Source organism: Mesorhizobium sp. P2_E10, assembly GCF_056404235.1.
Genome location: NZ_JBFUEK010000019.1, coordinates 47616 through 69407 on the forward strand (window position 1 = coordinate 47616; position 21792 = coordinate 69407).

Annotated in this window: 22 protein-coding genes; 14 read left to right on the forward strand and 8 right to left on the reverse strand. The window is 63.0% G+C overall.

Annotated elements, in window-relative coordinates:
- Window positions 1–125 precede the first annotated feature (125 nt).
- Window positions 126–1349, forward strand: a complete 1224-nt coding sequence (locus tag AC1D0N_RS28410; protein ID WP_477249547.1) for an argininosuccinate synthase — start codon at window positions 126–128, stop codon at window positions 1347–1349.
- A gap of 174 nt (window positions 1350–1523) precedes the next feature.
- Window positions 1524–1853, forward strand: coding sequence for a hypothetical protein (locus tag AC1D0N_RS28415; protein ID WP_477249549.1), 330 nt, complete (start codon window positions 1524–1526; stop codon window positions 1851–1853).
- Window positions 1854–1940: 87 nt separating this feature from the next.
- Here AC1D0N_RS28415 and AC1D0N_RS28420 read toward each other — a convergent pair whose 3' ends face one another.
- Window positions 1941–2417 carry a RidA family protein gene (locus tag AC1D0N_RS28420; RefSeq protein ID WP_477249551.1) on the reverse strand — a complete coding sequence of 159 codons (477 nt, stop codon included), beginning with the start codon at window positions 2415–2417 and terminating at the stop codon, window positions 1941–1943.
- 147 nt (window positions 2418–2564) lie between these two features.
- On the opposite strand from AC1D0N_RS28420, the gene AC1D0N_RS28425 reads away from it, so the two are divergent.
- Window positions 2565–3254: a TetR/AcrR family transcriptional regulator gene (locus AC1D0N_RS28425; RefSeq protein WP_477249553.1), complete on the forward strand. Its 690-nt coding sequence runs from the start codon at window positions 2565–2567 to the stop codon at window positions 3252–3254.
- Window positions 3255–3336: 82 nt separating this feature from the next.
- Here the strand turns inward: AC1D0N_RS28425 and AC1D0N_RS28430 are convergent, their stop codons facing one another.
- A complete protein-coding gene (locus tag AC1D0N_RS28430) occupies window positions 3337–4134 on the reverse strand; it encodes a lytic murein transglycosylase (protein ID WP_477249555.1) in 798 nt (265 codons plus the stop codon).
- A 266-nt stretch (window positions 4135–4400) separates the two neighbouring features.
- Here AC1D0N_RS28430 and AC1D0N_RS28435 point away from each other — a divergent pair, with 266 nt between their 5' ends.
- From AC1D0N_RS28435 to rpsP, 7 genes are all read left to right on the forward strand, one after another.
- Window positions 4401–5498 carry a zinc-binding metallopeptidase family protein gene (locus tag AC1D0N_RS28435; RefSeq protein ID WP_477249557.1) on the forward strand — a complete coding sequence of 366 codons (1098 nt, stop codon included), beginning with the start codon at window positions 4401–4403 and terminating at the stop codon, window positions 5496–5498.
- Window positions 5499–5563: 65 nt separating this feature from the next.
- Window positions 5564–6166: a DUF1236 domain-containing protein gene (locus tag AC1D0N_RS28440; protein WP_477249558.1), complete on the forward strand. Its 603-nt coding sequence runs from the start codon at window positions 5564–5566 to the stop codon at window positions 6164–6166.
- A gap of 147 nt (window positions 6167–6313) precedes the next feature.
- A complete protein-coding gene (locus AC1D0N_RS28445) occupies window positions 6314–7279 on the forward strand; it encodes a CPBP family intramembrane glutamic endopeptidase (protein ID WP_477249560.1) in 966 nt (321 codons plus the stop codon).
- Window positions 7279–8220, forward strand: coding sequence for a glycosyltransferase (locus tag AC1D0N_RS28450; protein ID WP_477249562.1), 942 nt, complete (start codon window positions 7279–7281; stop codon window positions 8218–8220). The genes AC1D0N_RS28445 and AC1D0N_RS28450 overlap by 1 nt, the downstream gene beginning before the upstream one ends.
- Window positions 8221–8509: 289 nt before the next feature.
- The gene (gene ffh, locus AC1D0N_RS28455) at window positions 8510–10096 is read left to right on the forward strand and encodes a signal recognition particle protein (protein ID WP_477249563.1); all 1587 of its coding nucleotides are present in this window, start codon (window positions 8510–8512) and stop codon (window positions 10094–10096) included.
- A gap of 7 nt (window positions 10097–10103) precedes the next feature.
- Window positions 10104–10430, forward strand: a complete 327-nt coding sequence (locus AC1D0N_RS28460) for a chorismate mutase (protein WP_095083976.1) — start codon at window positions 10104–10106, stop codon at window positions 10428–10430.
- A gap of 51 nt (window positions 10431–10481) precedes the next feature.
- Window positions 10482–10883, forward strand: coding sequence for a 30S ribosomal protein S16 (rpsP, locus tag AC1D0N_RS28465; protein WP_477249566.1), 402 nt, complete (start codon window positions 10482–10484; stop codon window positions 10881–10883).
- A 64-nt stretch (window positions 10884–10947) separates the two neighbouring features.
- Here the strand turns inward: rpsP and AC1D0N_RS28470 are convergent, their stop codons facing one another.
- The 4 genes from AC1D0N_RS28470 to AC1D0N_RS28485 all read right to left on the reverse strand — a co-directional run bounded on the left by AC1D0N_RS28470 (window position 10948) and on the right by AC1D0N_RS28485 (window position 13605).
- Window positions 10948–11211 carry a glycine zipper domain-containing protein gene (locus AC1D0N_RS28470; RefSeq protein ID WP_477249568.1) on the reverse strand — a complete coding sequence of 88 codons (264 nt, stop codon included), beginning with the start codon at window positions 11209–11211 and terminating at the stop codon, window positions 10948–10950.
- A gap of 100 nt (window positions 11212–11311) precedes the next feature.
- A complete protein-coding gene (locus tag AC1D0N_RS28475; protein WP_477249570.1) occupies window positions 11312–11839 on the reverse strand; it encodes an SRPBCC family protein in 528 nt (175 codons plus the stop codon).
- Between the two features lie 21 nt (window positions 11840–11860).
- Complete coding sequence (locus AC1D0N_RS28480) at window positions 11861–12271, reverse strand: DoxX family protein (protein ID WP_477249572.1); 411 nt, start codon at window positions 12269–12271, stop codon at window positions 11861–11863.
- Window positions 12272–12699: 428 nt separating this feature from the next.
- On the reverse strand, window positions 12700–13605 hold the full coding sequence (locus tag AC1D0N_RS28485) for a bestrophin family protein (protein ID WP_477249573.1): 906 nt from the start codon (window positions 13603–13605) through the stop codon (window positions 12700–12702).
- A 186-nt stretch (window positions 13606–13791) separates the two neighbouring features.
- Here AC1D0N_RS28485 and AC1D0N_RS28490 point away from each other — a divergent pair, with 186 nt between their 5' ends.
- Window positions 13792–14202, forward strand: a complete 411-nt coding sequence (locus tag AC1D0N_RS28490) for an ACT domain-containing protein (RefSeq protein WP_477249575.1) — start codon at window positions 13792–13794, stop codon at window positions 14200–14202.
- 167 nt (window positions 14203–14369) lie between these two features.
- Here the strand turns inward: AC1D0N_RS28490 and AC1D0N_RS28495 are convergent, their stop codons facing one another.
- Entirely contained in the window at window positions 14370–15404 is a 1035-nt protein-coding gene (locus AC1D0N_RS28495) for an aspartate-semialdehyde dehydrogenase (RefSeq protein ID WP_477249577.1), read from the reverse strand.
- A 470-nt stretch (window positions 15405–15874) separates the two neighbouring features.
- Here AC1D0N_RS28495 and AC1D0N_RS28500 point away from each other — a divergent pair, with 470 nt between their 5' ends.
- The 3 genes from AC1D0N_RS28500 (at window position 15875) to AC1D0N_RS28510 (ending at window position 19940) form a co-directional block, all read left to right on the forward strand.
- Complete coding sequence (locus tag AC1D0N_RS28500; protein WP_477249579.1) at window positions 15875–17737, forward strand: DEAD/DEAH box helicase; 1863 nt, start codon at window positions 15875–15877, stop codon at window positions 17735–17737.
- A 78-nt stretch (window positions 17738–17815) separates the two neighbouring features.
- Window positions 17816–18520: a DUF805 domain-containing protein gene (locus AC1D0N_RS28505; RefSeq protein ID WP_477249580.1), complete on the forward strand. Its 705-nt coding sequence runs from the start codon at window positions 17816–17818 to the stop codon at window positions 18518–18520.
- 473 nt (window positions 18521–18993) lie between these two features.
- Window positions 18994–19940, forward strand: a protein-coding gene (locus AC1D0N_RS28510; RefSeq protein ID WP_477249582.1) for an IS630 family transposase whose coding sequence is annotated in 2 segments (ribosomal slippage) — window positions 18994–19332 and window positions 19335–19940 — 945 coding nt in all. Because the reading frame shifts where the segments join, the coding sequence is not laid out codon by codon here.
- 322 nt (window positions 19941–20262) lie between these two features.
- Here AC1D0N_RS28510 and leuB read toward each other — a convergent pair.
- Window positions 20263–21366: a 3-isopropylmalate dehydrogenase gene (leuB, locus tag AC1D0N_RS28515; RefSeq protein ID WP_477249584.1), complete on the reverse strand. Its 1104-nt coding sequence runs from the start codon at window positions 21364–21366 to the stop codon at window positions 20263–20265.
- Window positions 21367–21792 lie beyond the last annotated feature (426 nt).

Sequence of the window (21792 nt, forward strand, 5' to 3'; positions counted from 1 at the left end):
TTTCGTCTACGCCGTCGGCGTCTGGTCCAGTGGCTGCGGCGACCGAAGGCCCGTTCGTCCCTTGCGTTAGCCGGAAACGCCGTGATACCTCGCCCGCCGAGAACTCGTGATCGCGGAACCGCCAAATGCAAAAAGCAAAAGACGTCAAGAAGGTCGTGCTCGCCTATTCCGGCGGCCTCGACACCTCCATCATCCTGAAATGGCTGCAGACCGAACTCGGCGCCGAAGTCGTCACCTTCACCGCCGACCTCGGCCAGGGTGGCGAACTGGAGCCGGCGCGCCGCAAGGCCGAGATGATGGGCATCAAGGACATCCGCGTCGTCGACGTACGCGAGGAATTCGTCTCCGACTTCGTCTTTCCGATGTTTCGCGCCAATGCCGTCTATGAAGGCACCTATCTGCTCGGCACCTCGATCGCCCGGCCGCTGATCTCCAAGCACCTGGTCGAGATCGCCAAGGAGACCGGCGCCGATGCGATTGCGCACGGCGCGACCGGCAAAGGCAACGACCAGGTCCGTTTCGAGCTGTCGGCCTATGCGCTGAACCCCGACATCAAGGTCATCGCGCCCTGGCGCGACTGGTCGTTCAAGTCGCGCACCGATCTGATCAACTTTGCCGAGCAGCACCAGATCCCGGTTCCGAAGGACAAGAAGGGCGACGCACCGTTCTCGGTCGACGCCAACCTTCTGCATTCCTCCTCCGAGGGTAAGGTGCTGGAAGATCCGTGGGTGGAGCCGCCGGAATTCGTCCACCAGCGCACCGTCTCGCCGATGGACGCGCCGGACAAGGTCACCGAGATCGAGATCGAATTCCTCAAGGGCGATCCGATTGCGCTCAACGGCAAGAAACTGTCGCCGGCCACGATGCTGGCCGCGCTCAACGACCTCGGCCGCGACAATGGCATCGGTCGGCTCGACCTAGTCGAGAACCGTTTCGTCGGCATGAAGTCGCGCGGCGTCTACGAGACCCCCGGCGGCACCATCCTGATCGCCGCCCACCGCGCCATCGAATCGATCACGCTCGACCGTGGTGCCGCGCATCTCAAGGACGAGTTGATGCCGCGCTATGCCGAGCTGATCTACAACGGCTTCTGGTTCGCGCCCGAGCGGCTGATGCTGCAGGCGATGATCGACAAGAGCCAGGAAGACGTCGAAGGGACGGTGCGGCTGAAGCTCTACAAGGGCAACGTCATGGTCAACGGCCGCAAGTCGAAAAAGACGCTCTATTCCGACGCGCTGGTCACCTTCGAGGACGATCGTGGCGCCTACGACCAGAAGGACGCTGCCGGCTTCATCCGCCTCAACGCGCTGAGGCTGAGGACGCTTGCCGCGCGCAACCGCAAGGCTTGATGTTCTGAGAGCAGGCCGCGCCCGACCTCGTCAACGTTGAAACGGCTGAGAAAACCCGGCGACGGCGCCGGGTTTTTATTTGACCCATCTATACAAGGGAAGTTAAACCCGCCCGCATCAATTCCTGTTTGACCTCTGAGCGCCTTTTTCCTAGTCCTCATGCGGGACAGAGGGGTGTTGACAGTGAAAAATAATGCTTTTCTTCTTCTTTCGGCGGTCATCGTCTTTACCGGGTGCCAATCCACGCAAGCCCCGGCGGCGCAGACATCCAAATTCCGTACCTGCAACGGTTTTGACGGCGGGCCCTTCCAGATACCCGCTTCCCAGAAATGCCCGTTGAGCGGCTACGCGCAGGCTCCCGGAGTCCCGATCGTCATCGAGGGCAAGCCAAAGGCGGCTACGCCGCCGCGGAACTCCTACTTCCGTACCTGCAACGGTGTTGACGGCGCCTTCCAGGTTCCCATTTCCCAGAAATGCCCGCTGAGCGGCTACTCGCATTATTGAGAGTGGTGTGCCCAGACACTCGGCTCGGTTTTGGCAAGCAGTCTCGATGGATGACGCCACCTGCGTTCGGTCAGCGGCTGCCCCGCGCTAGTCGAGCACGACCACGGCCTCCACCTCGAACAGCATCGGGTCGATGGCAAGCTTGGGAACGGGAACCAGGGTTTGCGCCGGCAGCGTCTCGCCGAACATGTCCTTGACGTTCCTGGTCAACACCTCAAGCTTCGACATATCGTGGTCGACCACGAAGACGGTGAGCTTGGCGACCTGATCCGGCCTGGCGCCGATCCCCTCAAGCGCGCTGCGTAAATTTGCGTAGGCCTGCTTTACCTGGGCCGCGAAGTCTGGCGACAAGCCTCCCGTGCTGTCTTGGCCGCCCTGCCCGGAGATGTAGGCCACCCGGGCTCCGAGGGGCGTGATCACTGCCGTGCTGTAGCCATTCGGCGACGGGTCGTAGAGGGTCTGAGGATTGACGATGGTCAGCTTGCGATCATTCGCCGTCGTCGCCGTGGGAATGGTCATGATGATTAGCCCTCCGATAAGCAGATGCTTGATTGCTCGCGACATGATTTTCTCTTGGCTCTGCGGATTGCGAGCATATGGCTCGTGCGATGTACGAGTCATCGTCCCGGTACGCCGTACGAGTCAAGCGGTCAGCATCGACATTCCTGACGGTGACTGCCAAAATCGAGGTTCGGCCAGCGAGGAAGACGAATGGCAGCCAAACGCAGCGGCGCCCGAAGCAAACGGTCTCGACAGACAAGGGAGTTGCCCCAGCCGGCGCAGGCCGGTGAACCGCCCCTCTCCAGGGAACGCATCGTGACGACCGCTGTGGAACTGCTGGATGCGCAAGGGCTCGACGGATTGACCATGCGTCGGCTGGCCGATCGTCTCGGCTCGGGCGTGATGAGCCTGTATTGGCATGTCGACAACAAAGAGGATGTCTTTGATCTGTCGCTCGACTCGGTGCTCGACTATCGCGGACCGTCGCAGACAGCCGAGCCTCCAGACTGGCGCGAGGACGTCGTTCATATGCTCGAAGACTGGCGCGCCAGCATGCTGCACCACCCCTGGTCGGCATCGCTGCTGCCGCGCCGGGCGCTCGGCCCGAACATGCTCGGCCGCCTGGAACTGCTGGGCAAGACCTTATCCGCAGCAGGTGTCGCCGACGCAGACCTGAACGTCGCGATATGGTCGCTCTGGAACTATGTGATGGGCGCCACCGTCACCCGGGCGAGCTTCGACCTTTCGGACGACGACCGGGCCGCCGCGCGGCAGCGCCTTGAAGGTCTCACCGAACGCTACCCGACAATCGAGCGCTCCCGCCTGCTTTTAGATGACGATTGGGATGGTGCTTTCCGCAAAGGCCTCGGCTTCCTGCTCGATGGCCTCACTCCAGGATAAGAAACGACTTCCTACCTCCGCACCATCAACAAAAAGCCCGGCGCATGGCCGGGCTTCCTTGTCGGATGGACATTGCTACCTGTCAGTCGCCGTCGATCGCCGTGGCGATCTGGGCGATGGCTTGCTGGTAGACACTTGCGGAATTCCAGCCGGCAATGGCGCCCATATTCGCACTCGCGCTCGCGCCCGCCCGCCAGCCGTGCGCCTTGAGGAAGTTGGCGGTGGACGCCAGCGCCGTCGCCTTGTCGCGCAGATTTCCGTTGCCGACGCCATACTTCAAGACATTTCCGGGCAGGAACTGCGTATGGCCGATCTCGCCATGCGCGGCGCCGGTCGACGAGGCGCTCAGCGCGCCGCGATCGACCAACTTCAAGGCCGCAATGGCATGCGGATAGAAGAACCCCGGGCGGCGGCAGTCATAGGCAAGCGTCAGAATGGCAGAGACCGTATTCTGGTTGCCCATAGCGGAACCGAAGCCGGTCTCCATACCCCAGATAGCCAGCAGCACGCCCGGCGAGACGCCGTAATTGCTCTCGATCCTTTCGAAAAGCGCTGCGTTCTGCTTCTTCAGCGAACGGCCCCTGGAAATGATCGAGGCCCCGCCACGGCGCTTCATGAAAGCGTCCACCGAACCGCTGAACGCCTTGTGGATGGCGCGGTCGACGGAGATCGTCTTTGTTGCGTAGCTGGCGCCAGCCAGAGCGGCCAGACCCTTGGCGCCGACACCTTCGGACTTGGCCTCCGCGGCGAACTCCGGCTTCCAGGCGTCGAAGCCGGCGCCGGTTTTGCCACAGCTGGCCGCCGCTTGCGCGCCCGTCGCCAGCGCAAGCACCGCCACCGCCGCGGCCACAAAAATCCTACCCTTGGCAAAAAATGCCATGCTGTTCTCCTGATTTGCCTGAATCACGTCCCGGTTGCGAATTTGCCAGCGAAACGTGCACTTGTCACTGTCTGCCGGCGCTGCGCTGGCCAATGCAGGGGAATTTGCCTACGATCAAGGGATTACTGTGGCGAGAATGCAAGCTGAAGCCCGATTGTTCCATCTGCCGCATCGCTGATCGGGCTTTTCGGCAGGGAATGCCGGCCGATGGCAGGCTTTTGGGGCGGCTGCGCACTATATCCCTGCCCTGACCATTTGAGATCGAGATGAAACTCTTCGACTGCCCGCATTGCGGCCACCGCCTCTATTTCGAGAACGCCCAGTGCCTGAACTGCGCCAGCCCGGTGCTCTATGATCCCGAGCATGCGCGCTTTGCGCTGTCGGGTGTCGACGGCGTCTTCCAATGCACCAATGCCGACGAATGCGCCTGCAACTGGATGGCCGAGCCGGGTCACGCCTTTTGCCGCGCCTGCGTGCTGAACCAGCTGATCCCCAATCTTTCCGTCGACGGCAACCGCAGCCGCTGGATCCGCGTCGAAGCAGCCAAGAAACGCGCCATCTATTCGCTGCTTGCCTTTGGATTGCCGGTGGCGCCCAAGCAGGGCGCTGCCGACGAAATTGGCCTTGCCTTCGACTTGCTTGCCGATCCGATCGGCGGCGGTCCCGGCGGCGAGCGCATCCTGACCGGCCACGACAACGGCCTGATCACGCTCAACGTCGCCGAGGCTGATTCAGCCGAGCGCGAAAAGCGGCGGGTCGAGATGGGCGAGAACTACCGCACGCTGCTCGGTCATTTCCGCCACGAGCTCGGCCACTATTACTGGGACCGACTGATCCGCGACGATCCGCAGCGGCTTGCGGCCTTCCGCGCCCTGTTCGGCGATGACCGCGCCGACTACGAGCAGGCGCTGAAGACCTATTATGCCGATGGTGCTGCGCCGGACTGGCAGCAGGGCCACATCTCGGCCTATGCGACGTCCCACCCATGGGAGGACTGGGCCGAGACCTGGGCGCACCATCTGCACATCACCGATACGCTGGAGATGGTGCATGCGCTGAACTTTCCGCTTGGCCGGCTGGAAACCGTGGAACCCAACACTCTGCCGCAAGGCGACACCGGCGGCAGGCCGCAGGCCGCACCCGCCGAACCTGCCGCCACGCCAGAACGCTTTGAAGATGTTCTCGCCCGCTGGCTGGTGCTGTCGGAGGCCTCCAACTCGATCAATCGCTGCATGGGCCTGCCCGACCTCTACCCGTTCGTCATCTCGGACGTGACCGCGCAAAAACTGGCTTTCGTTCATGAACTGCTGACCGATTTGCCGAAAGAAAGGGGAATAATTCGTGAGCCGGCCCAGGCATTTTAGCCGGAACGCATAAGGCTGTGCTTCGTTTCCGTTTCGCGAGGGACTACGAAAACGGAGAGAATGCCATGAAACGGATACTGTTTCCTGCCGTCGCCGGGGCGCTCGTCGCCATGTCCGGCGCGGCTTTGGCCGATACCGCGGTATCTGCTGTCACCGATCTCAACGTGCGCGCCGGCCCTGGCCCGCAATATCCGGTCATCGGCGTGCTGGCCGCCGGCCAGTCGGCAACGCTCAATGGCTGCATCGAAAACAGCAAATGGTGCACCATCGCCGAGGCCAATGGCCAAGGCTGGGTCTATTCCGACTATGTGACGGCCGATTTCGGCGGCAACGCAGTCGTGCTGACACGGCGTCCGGCCGACGCCGGCATAGCGGTCGTCGAGGCGCCGGCCGACGACAGTGACTATCCCGACAGCTATACCGGTGCCATCATCTCGGCCGAACCGGTCGATCCGATCGCCAGGCCGCCGGCTGAAGTGGGCACGTATATCAGCACCCACCGGCTCGACCCAGTCTATCTCGATGGCGAGGTGGTGACGGGCGCGACCTTGCCTGACACCGTCGAACTGCGCGAAATCCCCGACTACAACTACCGCTATGTCTATGTGAACGGCCAGCCGGCCCTGGTTGACCCGCAGACACGCCGCATCATGTACGTCGTGCGCTGACGCGGAACCGCTCAAACGGGCGGCCGCCGGCGCAGGCGGCCCCCGCCCCATTTTGGCCCGCGCGCATGAGACCTACGAGGATGATTGCGCGCGAGGCCCCGATCCCATAGATCATGCGACCCGAAAGCGTTCGGCAAGGGGACCCGCGTGATCATCGACAATGCCGCCTTCGAGCGCTACCGGCGTTCGCCGAACGACAAGACGACCTTGCCGCGCCTGCTGCTCGGAACGGTGATCGTCGTCGTCTTCTGGTTGGCAGTCACCGTGGTCGTGGTGTTTGGCGGCACCTATGCCTTTGTTGTCTGGATGGCCTCGACCGGCGGCTCGGTCGGCATCCAGCCGGTGCAGAATTTTCTGGCATCGCCCCCCGGCATTCTCGTTGCGCTGAGCTCGTTCGCCGGCATCTGGCTCGGCCTGTGGGCGGCGATGCGCTGGGTCCATGGCGAGCCACTGGCGGCGCTGATCGGTGCCAGCCGCCGAGTTTCGCGCAACGGCTTCCTGAAAGGCCTGGCCGCGGTGCTGATCACCTCGCTGTTTTCCGAAATCCTGCTCTATTGGTTGCAGCCCGGGATCGCGCGCGGCGCAATCAGCCTGTCGTCCTGGCTGTTGTACCTGATCCCGATCGTAGCGCTTACCTTGCTGCAGACATCGTCCGAGGAGGCGCTTTTCCGCGGCTATCTGCTCAGAGGCCTGGCAAGCCGTTTCGCTAGCCCCCTCATCTGGGCGCTGCTGCCGGCGATGCTGTTCACCGCATTGCACTGGAGCACGAGTTCGACCGCCGCCATCAACGCCAGCGTGCTGGCCTCGATCGCCGCCTTCGCACTGCTCTTGACGCTTCTGGTCTATATCTCCGGCAACCTCGGCGCCGGCTTCGGCGCCCATCTTGGCAACAATCTGACCGGCTTCCTGCTGATTTCGCACCAGGAAAGCTACAATTCCTTCGCTTTGTTCAACGCCAAGCCGCTCGAAGGCGCCGGCTGGACGACGACGAATGCGGTCCTCATCGCGATGATCGGCATCGTCAGCAGCCTGTTGACGATCCTGCTGCTGCTGCACCCGCGCTCGCCGCTGAAGGTCGAACCCGACATTTCGCGCACCGGCGGACCAGGCTGATGCGCATCACCCTGGTCGCTTCGGGTGTGCTGCCTGCCAGGGGCTATGGCGGCACTGAGCGCCAGGTCGATTGGCTGGCGAGCGAACTGGTTCGCGCCGGCCACCATGTCGTGTTGATTGCCGGCGCCGGCTCAAGCCATCCGCTTTGCGAGGTACGCGGCGTATCGTCGGAAGCGCAATGCCGGGCGGCCATTCCGATGGATACCGACATCGTCCATTTCAACGGCTGGTACGTCGAGGTTCCGTTTCCGACCCTCAACACCGAGCATGGCTATTTGCCGGGCGAACCCAGGCGGCAGAAAAACTGGAATTTCGTCAGCGCCAGCCATGCGCGCAATCACGGCCGGAAGACGTTCGTCTACAACGGCTTTCCCGCCGATTCCTATCGGCTGGCCAGCTCGAAGAATGACCGCCTGCTGTTTCTCGCCGGCATCGCGCGCGCCGGCAAGAACCTCAATCGTGCCGTCGACCTCGCCAGGAAATTCCATTTCCGCCTCGACATCGCCGGCGGGGCGCGCTGGACACTGCTGACGCGCAGCCAGGTCCGGCGCGACGGTGTGTTCTTCAAGAGTCTGGGGTCACGCTATCGTTTCCACGGCACCGTCGATGGCGACGAAAAGCTGCGTCTGCTGGGTGAGGCAAAAGCCTTTCTCAATCCGATCGCCTGGGAAGAGCCGTTCGGCATGGCGCCGGTCGAGGCCATGCTGTGCGGAACGCCGGTGCTGAGCACGCCGCGCGGCGCCTTGCCCGAGATCGTCGATGGCGACACCGGGCTGCTGTTCGACACCGACGCGGACTTCGCCGCCGCTCTCGATGCGGTTGCCGGGCTTTCCCCGCAACGCTGCCGCGACTCGGCCGCCGATCGGTTTCCGATCGCCAAAACCGCCAAGGGCTATCTCGATCTCTACGCGAGGATCCTGGATGGGGAAGTGCTGCCATGAGCCGCATCCCGCCCAGACCTTGACTCCGCGGCCGATTTCCTGTCTACAGCCCGCGAAATCCGCGACGAGTATTCCTCCGAGCAAGCCGACCAGGACGCCGAAACCTCTTTGAGGTGAAGTGCTGTAAATCGATCCTGGAGGCCAACACCCGGCAGCGCTGAGCGCCCCCGGGTGCTTTTTGGCTTTGTGTTTGCCCGGGCTTTGTTTGGACAAGCTCTTTTGTTTGGACACTTGGCGCGAACGCATTACCTCTCGGGCACCATCCGGGTGCCTGAGAAAAGGAAAAAGAATGTTTGAATCCCTTCAGGAGCGCCTTGGCTCCATCCTGAACGGCCTGACCGGCCGCGGTGCGCTGTCGGAGGCCGATGTCTCGGCGGCGCTGCGCGAGGTGCGCCGCGCGCTGCTGGAAGCCGACGTGGCGCTGGAAGTGGTGCGTTCCTTCACCGACAAGGTGCGCGAAAAGGCCGTCGGCGCCGCCGTGGTCAAGTCGATCAAGCCGGGACAGATGGTCGTCAAGATCGTCCATGACGAGCTGGTCGACATGCTCGGCTCCGAAGGCGTCGCCATCGACCTCAACGCGCCGGCCCCGGTCGTCATCATGATGGTCGGCCTGCAGGGCTCGGGCAAGACGACGACATCGGCCAAGATCGCCAAGCGCCTTTCCGAGCGTCAGAACAAGAAGGTTCTGATGGCCTCGCTCGACACCCGGCGTCCGGCCGCGCAAGAGCAGCTTCGCCAGCTCGGCGAACAGATCAAGGTCGCGACGCTGCCGATCATTGCCGGTCAGAACCCGGTCGACATCGCCAGGCGCGCCGTGCAGGCAGCCAAGCTCGGCGGCCATGACATCGTCATCCTCGACACTGCCGGCCGCACCCATATCGACGAGCCGCTGATGGTCGAGATGGCCGACATCAAGAAGGTGTCGAGCCCGCACGAAATCCTGCTGGTCGCCGATTCGCTGACCGGCCAGGACGCCGTCAACCTGGCGAAAAGCTTTGACGAGCGCGTCGGCATCACCGGCCTGGTGCTGACCCGCATGGACGGCGACGGCCGCGGCGGTGCAGCCCTTTCGATGCGCGCCGTCACCGGCAAGCCGATCAAGCTCATCGGTACCGGCGAAAAGATGGACGGGCTGGAGGAATTCCACCCCAAGCGCATCGCCGACCGCATTCTCGGCATGGGCGACATCGTCTCGCTGGTCGAAAAGGCCGCCGAAAACATCGACGCCGAACAAGCGGCGGCGATGGCCAAGAAGATGCAGTCGGGCAAGTTCGATTTGAACGACCTCGCCGACCAGCTTCAGCAGATGTCGAAAATGGGCGGCATGGGCGGCATCATGGGCATGATGCCCGGCATGGGCAAGATGAAGGACCAGATGGCCGCCGCCGGCCTCGACGACAAGATGTTCGGCCGCCAGCTCGCCATCATCTCGTCGATGACCAAGGCCGAGCGCGCCAACCCGGACCTGCTGAAACATTCGCGCAAGAAGCGCATCGCCGCCGGCTCCGGCACCGATGCGGCCGAAATCAACAAGCTTCTGAAAATGCATCGCGGCATGGCCGACATGATGAAGGCGATGGGCGGCAAGGGCAAAGGCGGCGGCCTCATGCGCGGCATGATGGGCGGCCTCGCCTCCAAGATGGGTCTTGGCGGCATGATGCCCGGTGGTATGGGCGGCGGCATGCCCGATTTGTCGAAGATGGACCCCAAGCAGCTCGAAGCCTTGCAGAAGCAGGTGCCCGGCCTCGGTGGCATGAAGGGCTTGCCTGGCGGCCTTCCCGGCGGTGGCTTGCCCGGTCTGCCGGGTGGCATGAAGCTTCCGGGTCTTCCCGGCCTCGGCGGCGGCGGTCTGCCCGGTCTCGGCAAGAAGAAGTGAGGGCGTCATGAACGAAGAAAAAGACATGGCCGACGCACGCACCATCCTGGCCGACTACCGCGCCTCGATCGACAACATCGACGCGGCCCTCATCCATATGCTGGCCGAGCGCTTCCGCTGCACCAAGGCGGTCGGCGTGCTGAAGGCGACGCATGGTCTGCCGCCGGCCGACCCTGCGCGCGAGCAGCAGCAGATAGCCCGTCTTCGCCAGCTGGCGAAGGATGCCCATCTCGACCCGGATTTCGCGGAAAAATTCCTCAACTTCGTCGTCCGCGAAGTGATCCGACATCACGAACAGATCGCCGCCTCCAACGGCGTGACGAAAGCCGGCTAATAAAACAGCCACAACCAACCAACGAAATCAGAATTGTTAGGAGAAACAGAAATGCCGTTGAAAATCAGACTGGCCCGTGCGGGCTCGAAGAAGCGTCCTTACTACCACGTCGTCGTCGCCGACGCCCGTTCGCCGCGCGACGGCCGGTTCATCGAGTCGCTCGGCTCGTGGAACCCGCTGCTGCCCAAGGACGGCGAGCGCGTCAAGGTTGACGCCGACCGCGTCAAGCATTGGCTGTCGCACGGCGCCCAGCCGACCGACCGCGTGCTGCGCTTCCTCGACGAAGCCGGCATTGCCAAGCGCGACGCCCGCTCCAACCCGAAGAAGGCCGAGCCGGGCAAGAAGGCGCAGGAGCGCTCTGCCCTGCTGAAGAAGGCGCAGGAAGATGCCGCCGCCGCTGTTGCTGCCGCGGCAGCCGCACCGGCCGAGGCGGAAGCGGCCACAGCCGAGTAATTCGACTTCCATCTTTCATGAAAACGGCGGGCCTGTGCCCGCCGTTTTTTGTTGTATCGTCCGATCAATAGCCGTCGGGACAGCGGGCGATATAGGTACGTCCGTAGCGGTCGCGGTAGCGGCAGCGGTCCGGTTCGTTGGCCCGGCCGATCAGCGCGCCGGCGACGGCGCCGACAGCACCACCAACGACTGCACCCTCCACCGGATCATTGGCCACCGCAGCGCCTATGGCCGCGCCACCCAGGCCGCCGACCGCCGCACCCTTTTCCGTTTGCGAGCAGGCGCCGAGCGGCACCAGCAACGCCATCAAAAGCATGATCTTTTTCATCGTCGTTCCTCTCCCAAGGGGCAAACTTTTCACCCACATTGGATCGACAACGCGCGAATGCACAATTTGATCCGCTTGGGCAACGACGAAACAAATCTCCCTACTTTTCGGCGGCCTGCTTCAGATTGGCGAGACCGGTCTCGAAATCCTTGCCGACCAGCCTGTCGAAGTTCATGAACACGCCGATCAGCTTGGCCATGAACGGATAGCGGCCGCGCATGGCCCAAGTGACGGTGGTTGCGTTGCCGGCCGGCTTCAAGGTGAACTCGACGGTGTTGTTGGCCTTGAACGGCTTCTCGAAGTCGAGCTTCAGAGCAATCAGCGAAGACGGCACCGAACCGGTGATTTCCATGCGGCCGATGCCGGCCTTGCCGCCGCTGTGCCAGGCATAGGCGGCGCCCTTGCCGCTGTCGGCGTCGGAGAAAGTGCGCTTCATCTCCGGGTCGAGTTTCTCGTAAGGCGACCAAACGCTCCAGCGCCTGAAATCGTTGATCTCAGGAAAGATCGCCTCGGGCAACGCATTGATGCTGGCCGAGCGGCTGACGACGAAATCATCCGGCCGTGTCGCGGCATAGATGAGCACGGCGGCGATCAGCACAACCAGGATGACGATGATGGTGGTGAGCATTCTTTTTCTCGTTGTGTGCGCTTATCGGGTGAACGGAACGAGGGCACGCAGCCGGGGGTCCCTGAGATACAGGCCGCCCCACAGGATGATGCCAAGATAGACGCCGAACAGCGTGTGCGAAAACAGCGGGTTGTCGACGCGCACATTGGTGGCGATGGCGCCGCCCATATAGGCGGTGAGCAGGATGGCGCCGAGCACCGCGGTGCGCGGCAGCGCATAGAGCGCCGTCGAGACCAGGCCGATGATGCCGAGCAGGCGCGCAACGTTTGCGTCGGCCGGCCAGCCGAGCGGCACCATGGACTGGGTGACGATGTCGAGCGGCGGCAATTTGATGACGCCGTCGAAGATCATGAACAGCACGATGATGGCGCTGAGCCCGCGGCCGGTCCACAGGGCGCCTGATGAGATGGGCGAGGTTTGGGAAATGCTCATTGGTGTTCCTCCGTTGGTTCGGGCACTGGCAGTTTTTGCCAGGATTGAACCAAGGACGGGGCACGGGGCGATGATCCGACAGGGTCAGGATTCTTTTTGGCGGTGGTCCCTCCACAGCAGGGGCGAAAGTGGGCAGCCAGCCACCGCGCCTTCGTCATCCTCGGGCTTGACCCTAGGATCCATGCCGCGACATCAGGCGAAGAACACAGCGGTCGAGAAGGAAGCGTCCATTCGCTGCGAAGAAGAGTGCTCGCTTGTGGTCCGTCTTCGTACCACAGGCATCACGGCATGGATCCTAGGGTCTGCGCCACGTCGCTTCGCTCCTTGCTTCGCCCTAGGATGACGAAGGGAGGGATGTTCCAGCTATTCTCGAAGGTTTGCTGACCACCGAAGCATCAACGTTCACTGCCTATCGGCCTCGCGAAGACCTACGAAAAATAAAACTTCTCCGCCGCAATCATCTTCGGCGGCGTCTCGCCCAACGCCTCGAACACCGAGATTTCGCAGACGCGGCAGAGACCGTCGAGCGCCAGATCGTTGGCCTCGGTGCCGAACGGATCCTCGAGTTCTTCCGACAGCGCGTCGAGACCGAAGAAAGTGTAGGCGATCAGCGCCGTGAACAGCGGCGTCGCCCAGCCGGCGGCCGAGGCCAGCCCGAATGGCAAAAGCAGGCAGAAGATGTAGGCGGTGCGCTGCAGGAGCAGCGTGTACGCAAAGGGCAGGGGCGTTCCCATGATGCGCTCGCAGCCGGCTTGCGCGGCGGCGATTTCCGACAGCCGCTCGTCGAGGATGCGGTAGCCGATCGTGTCGATGGCGCCGGCTTTGCGCAGTGCTGCAATACGCCCGCCCATGCACCGCACCATGGCATCAGGCGCGTTGGCCGCCTTGGCGGCATCTTCGACCTCGTCGCCGATGAAGGTGCGTGCCTCGGCCGTGGCATCGACACGCCTGAGCAGGCCGCGCAAAAAGTGACAGAAGGCAATCGCCTCCATCAACAGGCCGCGCAGCTCGGTGCGGTCTTCGATCAGCCCGGTTGAGGCGCGCGCCAGGTTACGGATGTCGAAGACCAGCTGGCCCCACAGCTTGCGCGCCTCCCACCAGCGGTCATAGGCGGCGTTGTTGCGAAAGCCGAGATAGATCGACAGCGCCACGCCGAGCAGGGCGAAGGGCGCGGTGCCAGCATTGCCGAAGTCGAGCCTCGAGGCCCTGACCGCCAGCACCACCAGCGCGCCATAGAGGCCGAAGCCGAAGATTTGCGGCAGGATGCGTGGCACCACAGAGCCGCGCATGATGAAGAACAAATGCAGGAATCCCGGGCGCGGGCGAACGATCATCTAAAACCCTCGGCGGACCGACAGTGATCCTGACGCTGTCTATTGTGCGACGGACAAGGCGCGCAAGCTCAGCCGCCAACGACATGGCGATGTCGTCTTGCCGGGTGGAGCTGTGCGCGCTATCGAAGCTTGCAGGTCGACTCAACGCGAGGGCTGCCCGATCACGAAAACATACGGAAGCAAACGATGGCCGGCGAGACCGATCTGAAAAAACTGCTGGCATCGATGACGCCGAAATTGCTGCCCGGCGTCCACGTCTTCGTCACCCTGGCGCCCGGTACATCCGCCCCTGAAACCCTCGAGCCGGTGATGGTGTTTCGCGAACGCGAAGGCACGACGCTGATTGTGCTTGAGGACGAGGCGAAGGCCGCCGGCCTGGAAGGCGTATTCCGAAGCCGCATGATCACGCTGAACATCCATTCGTCGCTGGAAGCAGTCGGCTTCCTCGCCGCCATCACCACCCGGCTGGCCACCGCCGACATGGGCGTCAATCCGGTCTCGGCTTTTTATCACGATCATCTGTTCGTGCCGGCGGGCCGGGCGGAGGAGGCAATAGTGATACTGGAAAGTTTGGCGGAAGAGAGCCGGCCTACTTGAAGCGTCAGCGCTGCCCCTCATCTGCCTACCGGCATCTTCTCCCCGTATAGCGACGGGGAGAAGAGAGCTACCGGCCAAAGGCCGAGCCCGCGACTGCGGGCCGCCGACTTTCCGGCGCGCCCGCGCAGGGCCCGCCGCGGCAGCGGCGATACGGCCCGTGAGCGAGATTAAGCCGCCTTCTTCTTCGGCTGGATCAGGCCGCGCTCGACCAGAAGCTCGGCGATCTGCACCGCGTTCAGCGCCGCGCCCTTGCGCAGATTGTCGGACACGATCCACATCGACAGGCCGTTGTCGATGGTCGAATCCTCGCGGATGCGCGAGATGAAGGTGGCGTCTTCGCCCGCCGATTCCAACGGCGTGATGTAGCCGCCGTCCTCGCGCTTGTCCAAGACCTGGCAACCCGGCGCTTCGCGCAGGATGTCGCGCGCCTCGTCGGCGGTGATCGGCTTTTCGAACTCGATGTTGACCGCTTCCGAATGGCCGATGAACACCGGCACGCGCACGCAGGTCGCCGTCAGCTTGATCTTCGGGTCGAGCATCTTCTTGGTCTCGGCGACCATCTTCCACTCTTCCTTGGTGAAGCCGTCGTCGAGGAAGACGTCGATATGTGGGATGACGTTGAAGGCGATGCGCTTGGTGAACTTCTTGACGTCGACCTGGTCGGCGACGAACACGGCCCGCGTCTGCGTGAACAGCTCGTCCATGCCTTCCTTGCCGGCGCCCGACACCGACTGGTAGGTGGCGACGACGACGCGCTTGATGGTGGCGAAGTCGTGCAGCGGCTTCAGCGCCACGACCAACTGCGCCGTCGAGCAGTTCGGGTTGGCGATGATGTTCTTGCGGGTGAAAAGCGAGATCGCGTCCGGGTTCACTTCCGGCACGATCAGCGGCACGTCCTGGTCGTAGCGGAAGGCCGACGAATTATCGATGACGACGCAGCCCTGCTTGCCGATCTTCGGCGACCATTCCTTGGAAACAGCGCTGCCGGCCGACATGATGCAGATGTCGGTGTCGGAAAAATCATACTGGTCGAGCGTCCTGACCTTCAGCGTACGGTCGCCGAACGACACTTCCGTGCCCTGGCTGCGCCGCGAGGCCAGTGCCACCACTTCGCTTACCGGAAAGCCGCGCTCTTCCAGTATGTTGAGCATTTCCCGGCCCACATTGCCCGTGGCGCCGACGATCGCAACCTTGAAACTCATAATGATCTCCTGTCCCTCTCCGCTCGGTTTTTGGAGAAAACCCGCCGGCCGATGCGGGTTTCAACCCCCGGGCCGGACCCGGGAGAGGGTGGTTAGGCCAAGGGAATCAGACCGTTTTAGTGGTCGTTTTGGCCATGGTTTTGCTGGAACGGGGAGACGCGCCGACGCGCCCGGCCCAATGATTTGCATTGTGGCCAGGGAAATCGAATGCAAGAAACGCCATCAAAAGGCCGCGCATCGAAAACTGTCCTGTTCGGTGCCGGCTTTTACGCGGTTTGCGTCAAGAGTCAATTGGCGGCAGGGCCTGGTCCTTCCTTCTCCCCTTGTGGGAGAAGGGAGGCACGCCACGGCTTGCCCTGTACAAGAGAGGCGGCAGGAAGTACGAACGGCCAAGATTGTTTGGCTGGCGCTGCGCCAGCCCCGGCACGCGCTCCCTGACGAGCGCAGACCCCGAATTCCGAAAGAGTGAGATGTCCAACTTCGAAGCTATTGTCCCGGCGCTGGCAAAAGCGCTGGAAAAACGCGGCTATTCCGAGCTGACGGCGGTGCAAAAGGCCGTGCTGGAGCTCGGCCAGGCCGATGCGCTGGTCTCGGCGCAGACCGGCTCCGGCAAGACCGTCGCCTTCGGCCTGGCGCTGGCGCCGACCCTTTTGGGCGATACCGAGCGCTTTGCCCATGCTTCGGCGCCGCTGGCGCTGGCGGTGGCGCCGACGCGCGAACTGGCGCTGCAGGTGACCCGCGAGCTGGAATGGCTTTACGAACTGACCGGCGCCACGGTGGCCTCCTGCGTCGGCGGCATGGACATGCGCACCGAAAAGCGGGCGCTGGAGCGCGGCGCCCATATCGTCGTCGGCACCCCCGGCCGGCTGCGCGACCACATCACCCGGCACTCGCTCGACATGTCGGCGCTGAAGGCCGTGGTGCTCGACGAGGCCGACGAGATGCTCGATCTCGGCTTTCGCGAGGATCTGGAATTCATTCTCGACGCGGCACCAGCCGCCCGCCGCACGCTGATGTTCTCGGCCACCGTGCCGCGCTCCATCGCCACGCTGGCCAAGGGCTACCAGCGCGACGCGGTGCGCATCTCGGCCGCGGGTGAGGAAAAGCAGCATCTCGACATCGAATACCGGGCGCTGAGCGTCGCCCAGGCCGACCGCGAGAACGCCATCATCAACGTGCTGCGCTATTACGAGGCCAAGAACGCGCTGGTGTTCTGCAACACCCGCGCCGCGGTGAACCACCTCACCGCGCGTTTCAACAACCGCAATTTTTCCGTCGTGGCGCTTTCCGGCGAGCTCAGCCAGAACGAGCGCAGCCATGCGCTGCAGGCGATGCGCGACGGCCGTGCCAAAGTCTGCATCGCAACTGACGTGGCGGCACGCGGCATCGACCTGCCCAACCTCGAACTGGTGATCCACGCCGATTTGCCGACCAACCCGGAAACGCTGCTGCACCGCAGTGGGCGCACCGGACGCGCCGGGCGCAAGGGCGTCAGCGCGCTGATCGTGCCCAACAATGCCCGCAAGCGCACCGAAAGGCTGCTGCAGAACGCCGGCCTCAAGGCGACATGGGCGAGCCCGCCCTCGGCCGACGACGTCATCCGCCGCGACGATGAACGCATTCTCGCCGATCCAGCTTTCGACGAGCCGGTAAAGGATGACGAGCGCGGCTTCATCGACGCGCTGCTCGCCCGGCACGGCGCCGAACAGGTGGCGGCCGCCTTCGTGCGCCAATGCCGCGCCAGCCGTTCGGCGCCCGAGGATCTCATGGAAATCGCGCCGTTCACGCCCTCTCGTGAAAGACCGGCGGGCGAAAACTTCGCGCGCCGCGACGAGGCGCCAAGCCGCCGCGATGATTTCGGCGACAGCGTCTGGTTTTCGGTGTCGGTGGGGCGGCGGCAAAATGCCGAGCCGCGCTGGCTGATCCCGATGCTGTGCCGCACCGGCGGCATCACCAAGCGCGAGATCGGCGCCATCAAGATGCAGCCTGAGGAAACCTTCGTGCAGATTTCGGCCGACTGGGCCGACCGTTTCCTCGCCGCCATCGGCCCCGACCGCAAATTGCAGAACAACATCGCGGTGAAGCGGCTGGACGGCACGCCCGATCTGTCGCGCGCCGGCTACCAGCCGCCAAATCCGGACAAGAAGCCGCATCGCGGCAAGGGGACGTTCGACCCGAACGCGCCGAAGCGCAAATTCGAGAAGCGGGCGCCAGCGGCGGGCGATCAGCGCCCGGCATTCGAGGCAAAGCCCTGGGCTCCGAAAGCGGGCAAGCCGAAATTCGACAAGGCCGGACCGCCGAAACACAAGAAGTCGAAGAACCGGCCGGCCTGATTTCCGCCGCTGGCGTATGCCCCCTTGCGATATGCCAGAACTTTGAACAGTCTGGAGCGCGAACACTGGGGTGAGCGGATGCGCGGCGAAGTTCTTCACTATGACGAGGCGCAAGGCTTCGGTTTCATCACCGGCGCCGACGGCAACCGCTACACTTTCACGCGGGAGAGCCTGCGCCGCGAGGTGTCGATGGCCAAGGGCACCGCCGTCGAGTTCCAGCCCGGCGGCGGCCAGGCGCGCGACATTTTCTCGATCGGCGCCCAGAATCCGACCGACAGCGCTGCTGCCGCAGCGAGTGCCCCACCGCGCCAGGCAGGCAGCGCGCCCGCGGGGCCACAGCATTTCGGCCGTGCCGCCGAAAACGTGCCCGGCGAACCCACCGATCTGTGGGGCTATTTCTGGCACGCCCTGACGCAGAACTACTTCAATTTCGGAGGCCGGGCCCGCCGCAAGGAATATTGGAGCTATTTCCTGTTCTGGGTGGTTTCTCTGCTCATCGTCGGTGGCCTTGGACTGTTCCTCGACGCCAAAATGGGCAATTTCGACAGCGACATGTCGGCAGCGGTAACCGTTGGCCTTTGCGGCACCTTCCTGCTGGCGACATTCCTGCCCAGCCTCGGCATGGCCGTTCGCCGCCTGCACGACATCGGCCTGCCGGGATGGCTCTGTCTGCTGGTCTTGATCCCGACCATCGGCAGCCTGATCATCATGGTCTTCGCGCTGATCCCGACGCAGGCCAAGGAAAACCAATGGGGACCGGTGCCGGCAGGGGTCAGGGTTTAGCGGCGAGTCGCCACTGTTTGTTCTAGGCCGTGAACTCATGAATGCAGAACGATCGTATGGGTGGAAAGCAGACGATGAGGTTGCTATCCTCCGAGCATGAAGCATGAACGCCTTTGCGCAATCGCTCACAACTTCGCCGACTCAATGGCAAGTGGGTTGGGCTTTGTTGTCGGCTACTGCTCAACTGAGGTGTTTGAAGAGGCTGCGACCAGCCCTGGTGGAGTAATCGAGATCGACTTCCTGCATGGGAGTATTATTAGAGGGCGCCCTTCACACCAATTGAAAAGTGCTGCGGTCATATTCGGGCAAGCCTTTCCCCTATTCTGCAAAACGGCGCAGATGGGACTGACTTCCAGAGCTTCTTAGCCACGTTTGATGCTAGAGCGGGATGAATTGAGGCTGAATCGGCGAGGATTCCCTTAGGCGTGCAAATCTGATTCAACCTTCTTGCTGAGACAAGGAGGTCAGGATGGATGGGCAAGCCTTACTCGATGGATCTTCGCGAACGGGTTGTTGCGTCGGTTGAGCGGGAGGGGCTGTCGCGACGGCAGGCCTCGGCACGCTATGGGGTTGGTATCAGCACCGTCATCAGGTGGGTGCAGCGGTTGCGCGACACGAGTAGCCTTGCGCCCGGCAAGATGGGTGGGCACCGGCCGAAGAAGATTGCCGGTGAGCATCGGGACTGGCTGCTGCTGCGCTGCCGAGCTGCGGATTTTACGTTGCGCGGTCTTGTGGTCGAACTTGGCGAGCGCGGCCTGAAGGTCGATTACCGCTCGGTGTGGGAGTTCGTCCACGCCGAGAAACTCAGTCACAAAAAAAGACGCTGATCGCGGCTGAGCAGGATCGACCGGATGTGTCACGCAGGCGAGCACAGTGGGCAAAGTATCAGGACCGGATCGATCCTTCCCGCCTGGTGTTCATCGACGAGACATGGACCAAAACCAACATGGCGCCACTCAGGGGATGGGCGCCGCGCGGCGAGAGAATCAAAGCCAAGGTGCCGCACGGCCATTGGAAGACCATGACCTTCTTGGCGGCACTGCGCCACGACCGCGTCGAAGCACCGTGGCTGATCGACGGGCCGATCAACGGCGAGCGTTTCCAGCTCTATGTCGACAAGGTTCTCGTCCCCACCCTCGAACCCGGCGACATCGTCATCATGGACAATCTCGGCTCGCATAAAGGCAAGGCCGTGCGCCGCGCCATCCGCTCGGCCGGCGCCAGGCTGTTCTTGCTGCCCAAATACTCGCCTGACCTGAACCCCATCGAGAAGCTCTTTGCAAAGCTAAAGCATTGGCTCCGTAAGGCTGCCAAGCGTACCGTCGAAACCGTCTGTGACGCCATCGGCCAAATCCTCGGCACCGTCTCTTCAACCGAATGCAGAAATTACTTCACAGAGGCAGGCTATGCGCCAACCTAGATTCATCCCGCTCTAAAGGAGGCAGGCGCCGTGCGGTGCTGACCGTTGTAGATCGCAACGGCCGCCGTTCTCTTACAGAGTATGATGGCGTCCCGTTGAAGCGCTTGAGAGTTTTGGACACCTTGGGCCGCATACGCCGAAAAACAAGGCAGACCGAAAAAGTGGGCCAATAAGCAAGCGTCTCCGATGGGGTCGGTTTTCCGATCGAGGAATCTGGTTCAGGCTGCGCATGAGCAGATATGAACTTACCGGCTTCGAATGGCGCGTGATCGAACCGATGTTACCGTTTTAGCGTGCGAGCGGGATCTCGACCGCCCTCTGATCACCCCAGGAACTTGGCGATGATCGCATCGCCCATGGCAACGGTGCCGACCTCGGTCATGCCCTCGGACAAAATATCCTTGGTGCGCAAGCCCTGATCGAGCACGGCGGCGATGGCCGCTTCGAGCTTGTCGGCCTCATCAACCATCCCGAAGGAATAGCGCATGCACATGGCGAAGGAGGCGATCATGGCGATCGGGTTGGCGATGCCCTTTCCGGCGATGTCCGGCGCCGAGCCGTGCACCGGCTCGTAGAGCGCCTTGCGCTTCTTGGTCCTCACATCAGGCGCGCCGAGCGACGCCGACGGCAGCATGCCGATCGATCCGGTCAGCATGGCGGCGATGTCGGACAGCATGTCGCCGAACAGATTGTCGGTGACGATGACGTCGAACTGTTTTGGCCAGCGCACCAGCTGCATGCCACCGGCATCGGCCAACATGTGGTCGAGCTTGACGTCGGCATACCTAGCCTTGTGGGTCTGGGTGACGACCTCGTTCCACAGCACGCCGGATTTCATCACGTTGCGCTTTTCCATTGAGGTCACATGGTTGCGGCGTGTCCGCGCGAGCTCGAAGGCGACGCCGGAAATGCGCTCGATCTCGAACGTGTCATAGACCTGCGTGTCGATGCCGCGCTTCTGGCCGTTGCCAAGATCGATGATCTGCTTCGGCTCGCCGAAATAAACGCCACCGGTCAGCTCGCGCACGATCAAGATGTCGAGCCCCTCGACCACGTCCTGCTTGAGCGAGGACGACGCCGCCAGCGCCGGATAGCAGATGGCCGGACGCAGGTTGGCGAACAGCTCCATGTCCTTGCGCAGCCGCAACAGCCCGGCTTCGGGGCGCACCTCGTAAGGCACCGCATCCCATTTCGGCCCGCCGACGGCGCCGAACAGCACCGCATCGGCGACCATCGCCTTTTCCATGTCGGCATCGGAAATCGCCGCGCCATGCGCATCGTAGGCGCAGCCGCCGACCTGCCCTTCGTCGGTGGCAAAGCCGCTGCCGAGCTTGGCGTTCATGGCTGATATCAGCTTCTTCACCTCGGCCATCGCCTCGGGGCCGATGCCGTCGCCGGCGAGCAGGAGAAGATTTTTCGAAGCCATCAGAACCGTCCCAACATCGTTTGGAGAAACCGCGGCCTTGCTAAACGCCAAGCGGGCTGTGCGCAAGGGGAGGAGTTTCCTCGCCCCCGCCAGAGGCGGGGAGAGGTGGCCGCGAAGCGGTCGGAGAGGGGCCCTTTTCGTAGGGCGCAGACCCCCTCTCCGTCTCGGCTTCGCAGCGCCACCTTGTATCTGCACGAGAGAGATTTCGTGGGATTGAAGCGGTTGAGCCAAGGTCCGGGCGGCCGCCCGGACCTTGGCTTGGTGAAGTCGCCCGTACCACCTGAGGTTACAGCCGCGGGAGAGCTTGGGATCTTCGCCTTCGTCACGCACGACCGAACAGTCGCTTGGTTCCAACCGTACGCACAAGGCAGGTTACCGTGAACAAGATCATTTGTGGAGTTGATGTTTCTAAGGATTGGCTGGACG